We start from the raw sequence: 4753 nt of genomic DNA on the forward strand, positions 1-4753 counted from the left end.
ATGGGTCATTAGCCCTAATTTCTATTTGAGTTCCTGATGAAAGGGAGGCAGAAGTCTAAATCGAGACATGAGTCCAAACTCTGACGAAAGGATAGTTTACTTCTGCTTCCTTCTCATTCTAAAAATAATCAAATGGGTCATTAGCCCTAATTTCTATTTGAGTTCCTGATGAAAGGGAGGCAGAAGTCTAAATCGAGACATGAGTCCAAACTCTGACGAAAGGATAGTTTACTTCTGCTTCCTTCTCATTCTAAAAATAATCAAAACAAATCTAAAGGACGATGGGAGAACCGAGCTCTTCAGCGCAGCTAAATCTCTTGGTTATGAAGCGGTAGCAAGTGATTTGCATGAGCAAGAGATCCCTCGGTTCCCCGGGATGACGGGTTAGGGTTGCTGGCACCAGGCAAATCCTTGCGATAATTTGATTGCAGGGATTTTTATTTTTTACTAAGGGCAACTTGCTCAAACGGGATCCTGAAACAAGTTCAGGATGACGACCGATCAGGAGGGGATGACGAGCGATCGGGTAGTGATGATGACGTGGCTATTCCATAATTTTATCTGCAAGTTTTGCTGCAAAATCATCCATATTGACTGTTCCGGTATTGCTTAGAATGATGATTGTTGAGTCATCTTCCAGGATATGAAAAAGCATTGCCTGAGCACCCATAATGCTGCCCGGTCTTTTAATAATGGTATACATCTTATTGTTGATCTTATAATCAAGATAGACCCATACACCCAGGCCATACTCGCCCAGGCCGGAGCTGAACATCTGTTTCAATGTTTCAGGTTTCAGGAGCTTTCCACCGAACAAAGCATTTGAAAACTTAAGGATATCATCCACTGTGGAGTACATTGCTCCGGAAGCATACCAGTTTTCGATATACGCGGGAAGGTCTGGTACCAGTTTTTTGATGTCATTCCTATAGAAATAAGTATTTGCCAGACCGTTTATAATTGTGTTCTGAGTCAGCATTCCGGAATTGGTTAAGCTTAGTGGAACCAGTATTTTTTCCCGTAAAACTTTCTCAAAACTTTTGCCACTCAACTTCTCGATGATTTTTCCCAGGATAATAAAATCAGCATTGTTGTAGTCAAATTCTTTGCCCGGTTCTTTTACCAGTTCCATACTGCAAAATTTCTCGAGCATCTGGTCGGAGGTATTTGGTAACTGATATTGAGGGAGCCCGTTCTTTAGTACTCCCTCGAGCGATGACCCGTTTTCATCCATATTACGCATGCCCGATGTCATGTTGAGTAGTTGCCTTATGGTTACTTTGTTTCCGCCGGCGCCTTTGTATTCAGGTAGATATGTGATGATCGGCTTTTCTAGGTCTATGTTTCCCTGCTCTACCAGTTGCAAAATGAGTACGGAGGTGAAAGCCTTTGTGATTGAAGCGACTTTATATCTGGTTTCAGGTTTATTCAGAATGTTTAAGGAAAAGTCGGCCAGACCAAAACTTTTTTTATATACGGGATGCGATTTTTTGGCAATCAGAATTGTTCCGTTGAAGTTGCTCTTTTTAACATAGGCATCGATAAAAGCCGCAGTCTTGTCGGGTTGTGCGAAAGCGATTGCGACTGTGAAGAGCAATAAGATGGTGAATGGTCCTCTCATGGTGTAAGTATTTGTATAATAGGACCTAATGAGAGAGAGAATGGTTGCATAAGAGGATTGATCACATCCCAAGCGCTCCAAAATACCTAAAGATTTCTTATTTATCGAGAAAGCTTTCCATCATTGGAATAACATAGTCTTCTTCTTTGGAATTGGATTTTAGGGTTGTTATTTCACCGATGTACTCACCATGTACGCCTGGTATTATGGCTAGTTTTGAGTCGGCAATCTGTCTGCTCATTTCTATAGCGTGCTCGGGTTTTATAACATCTTTATCGCCTATTATGATTAGCGTTTTGGCTTTAATGGATTTGATCTGTTCGTCTGGTATGTCTTTAAAATTTACCATGCGCTTTGCGTCTCTGTCGTGCATTATTTGAAGGCCTTTTGGATCAGGTGTTACAGCCAGATAAGCATCTTTTAGCTCCTGGGGCATATTTGTTAAGTTCGCTTGTTTCATGAAATCCCAAAATTGTGGAGGCATTCCATTTCGTTTAGAAAGTGCAGAGCCGAGAACGATTTTATCTACAATTTGAGGGTGGCGAATGGCTATTTGTATAGTGGTTGTGCCTCCGTTACTGAAACCAAAGAAGTCGGCCTTGTCAATTTTCAAATTCTTTAAAAGGGTTGCAACGTCGTCTGCGTCTTGTTCAAAGGTTGCATCTTTACCTCTGTCACTGGTTCTTCCGTGAGCCTGCAGTTCAACAGCAATAATCTTTCTGTGTTTAGCAAGCATCGGAATAACTCTTCCAAATGTTGTTTGAATGGTAGAGCCGCCACCGTGAAGTAAAACAAGGGGTTTGCCGTCTCCATAAATTTCGTAGTACATTTTAATCCCGTTGACTTCTGAGTAGCCGTGAGTTTTGGTTTGTTCCGGGCGGTTTGTATTGTTACAGGATGATAGTATCAGAGCTGTTAAAACAAGATGTGCGATTGTTCTTTTCATTTTGTAAATTTTGATAATGCAACCATTTGATTGCAAATATAAGAACAACCAAATGGTTGCGCAAATGTTTTTAAAAAAAGGTCTGGTTTTGTAAAAGGGGATTACCGGGGAGCTTGCTCAGAAGAGATCCTGACCCGTCAGAGCTGCGAAGCAAAACAAGTTCAGGATGATGGGGTGGTAGCGATGTGCTGAGTCTAGTTGTCGTCATCTCGACGCCAGGAGAGATATCATGGTTATGCTACTTCAAGAGATCTCTCTCTGCGTTCGAGATGACGGGTGTAGTGGTTAGGATGACGACAGACCAGGGCGGGTGATGTTTTATTATTTGCCTAGTATTGATTGTAGCTGTGCGGGGTAGCGGGCGCCGGAGATTTTGATTGTTGCTAATGCGGCGGTTATTCTGGAGTGAGCGTCATCAGTTAGCAAAAGGTTTGCGCTACCAATATTTTCTATGAGGCGGGTTAATTTTGTTGTGCCGGGTATGGGAACGATCCAGGGTTTTTGAGCCAAGAGCCAGGCTAATGCTATTTGTGCAGATGTAGCGTTGTTGTCTTTTGCAATAGAAATAAGTAAATCGACTAATGCCTGATTGGCTTCTCTGTTTTCTTTGCTGAAGCGAGGTGCCATGCTTCTGCCGTCGGTTTTATCAAATTCTGTGTCGGGGTTTATTGTGCCGGTAAGAAATCCTTTGCCCAATGGACTGAACGGTACAAAGCCAATACCCAATTCTTCTAAAGTTGGTATTATTTCTTTTTCGGGGTCGCGGTAAAACATGGAATATTCGCTTTGCAATGCTGTAACAGGCTGAACTGCGTGTGCTTTACGGATTGTTTCTGCATTTGCCTCGGATAAACCGAAGTGCTTTACTTTACCTTCCTGGATTAAGTCTTTTACTGTGCCTGCAACCTCTTCAATAGGTACATTGGGATCAACTCTGTGTTGGTAGAACAGATCAATATAATCGGTTTTGAACCGCTGCAAAGAGGCTTCGGCAACGGCTCTAATGTTTTCAGGGCGACTGTCCATTCCCAACATTGTTTTACCTTCCCTGAAGCCAAATTTTGTTGCAATGACTACTTGCTTGCGAAACGAAGAAAGGGCCTGACCCAGTAATTCTTCATTGTCGCCATAAGCTTGGGCTGTATCAAAAAAAGTAATGCCTTCTTCAAATGCGGAACGTAATAATTTAACGACTTCGCCTTTTCCAGGTGCATCGGGAAAGCTTAATCCCATACAGCCAAAACCTAATGCAGATACTTCTAATCCGCTATTTCCTAATTTTCTTGTTTTCATTTTTTATTGCTTTTGAAACTACTGTAGCAAAGTTGGTTCAATAAAAAATGGAATCATTTGCCATTTGGCAAAAAGTGATTTAGCGAATGTTTTTTCTTATTCTGCTCAATGAAGATTGGGTGATGCCCAGATAAGAAGCCACATATGATAGTGGTATACGATTTACCAAGGTTGGGAATTTTTCGAGAAATTCAAGGTAGCGTGTGGCGGCATCCTGCGAGACCAACTGACTTCTTCTTTCTAATTTTTTTCTCAGATATGTTGCCGTTATTTTTTGAATGATGCTATCCCAACCAGCAATGGTTTCGGAAATTTCTTTCCAGTCCTTTTTTGAAAATACAACGAGTTTGGTGTCGGTAACGGCTTGTAAATATTCGGAAGGGGTATAGCTTGTTTCCCCGTCATGGCCGTCCAGAATCAAATGGTTTTCTTCGATAAAGTAGCGAGTATGTTCTTCGCCTTCATTGTTATAATAGAAAACCCGAAGAATGCCGTGCGTAATAAAGCCAATCTTTGTTACCACTTTTCCTGCTTCCCAGAAATGTTCGTCTTTATGAAGTGTTACTTCATACGCTTTGCTTGAAATAAAGTCAATTTGTTGAGTGGTCAAATTGCCGAATTGTAAAACGTATGGTATAAAGCTTTTCATAGGGTAAAGATAAGTTTTTATTAACCTAGGGGAGATGATTAGCTTTTTACGAAATCGCTTATCGTCAGGGTTGTAGTTTTATTATACTTTTCTAGAACCAATAAATCATCATCTCCGGTTAATAATATGTCTGCTTTACCATCATGAGCAAGAGATAATAAAAAAATTGTCTTTTGTATCTCTGCATACTTCCACTTTTGCGGTCACCTCAACAAAGTCGGCATATTCCTGGATGGTCTCTAAG

General features: G+C 41.2%; 5 protein-coding genes. 1 reads left to right on the forward strand and 4 read right to left on the reverse strand.

Translation table 11 applies throughout. From position 1 onward, the window contains the following. Positions 1 to 199: 199 nt before the first annotated feature. Entirely contained in the window at positions 200 to 388 is a 189-nt protein-coding gene (locus AC1DDX_RS23845; RefSeq protein ID WP_337716561.1) for a hypothetical protein, read from the forward strand. A 156-nt stretch (positions 389 to 544) separates the two neighbouring features. Here the strand turns inward: AC1DDX_RS23845 and AC1DDX_RS23850 are convergent, their stop codons facing one another. The 4 genes from AC1DDX_RS23850 to AC1DDX_RS23865 form a co-directional block, all read right to left on the reverse strand. Further along, positions 545 to 1621, reverse strand: a complete 1077-nt coding sequence (locus AC1DDX_RS23850; RefSeq protein WP_172659784.1) for a serine hydrolase domain-containing protein — start codon at positions 1619 to 1621, stop codon at positions 545 to 547. A 97-nt stretch (positions 1622 to 1718) separates the two neighbouring features. After that, positions 1719 to 2567: an alpha/beta fold hydrolase gene (locus AC1DDX_RS23855; RefSeq protein ID WP_288878995.1), complete on the reverse strand. Its 849-nt coding sequence runs from the start codon at positions 2565 to 2567 to the stop codon at positions 1719 to 1721. A 321-nt stretch (positions 2568 to 2888) separates the two neighbouring features. Next, positions 2889 to 3860 (reverse strand): aldo/keto reductase, encoded by a 972-nt coding sequence (locus AC1DDX_RS23860; RefSeq protein WP_172659786.1) that lies wholly within the window; start codon positions 3858 to 3860, stop codon positions 2889 to 2891. 79 nt (positions 3861 to 3939) lie between these two features. Beyond that, positions 3940 to 4509 carry a Crp/Fnr family transcriptional regulator gene (locus tag AC1DDX_RS23865; protein WP_288878996.1) on the reverse strand — a complete coding sequence of 190 codons (570 nt, stop codon included), beginning with the start codon at positions 4507 to 4509 and terminating at the stop codon, positions 3940 to 3942. Between the last annotated feature and the right edge of the window lie 244 nt (positions 4510 to 4753).

The sequence above is a fragment of the Pedobacter sp. 10L46_2 genome (assembly GCF_056395165.1).

Excerpts from the sequence above, each read along its gene's own strand:
- AC1DDX_RS23850 (WP_172659784.1), bottom strand. The coding sequence starts at position 1,621 with ATGAGAGGACCATTCACCATCTTATTGCTCTTCACAGTCGCAATCGCT.
- AC1DDX_RS23860 (WP_172659786.1), bottom strand. The coding sequence starts at position 3,860 with ATGAAAACAAGAAAATTAGGAAATAGCGGATTAGAAGTATCTGCATTA.
- AC1DDX_RS23865 (WP_288878996.1), bottom strand. The coding sequence starts at position 4,509 with ATGAAAAGCTTTATACCATACGTTTTACAATTCGGCAATTTGACCACT.
- AC1DDX_RS23855 (WP_288878995.1), bottom strand. The coding sequence starts at position 2,567 with ATGAAAAGAACAATCGCACATCTTGTTTTAACAGCTCTGATACTATCA.
- AC1DDX_RS23845 (WP_337716561.1), top strand. The coding sequence starts at position 200 with ATGAGTCCAAACTCTGACGAAAGGATAGTTTACTTCTGCTTCCTTCTC.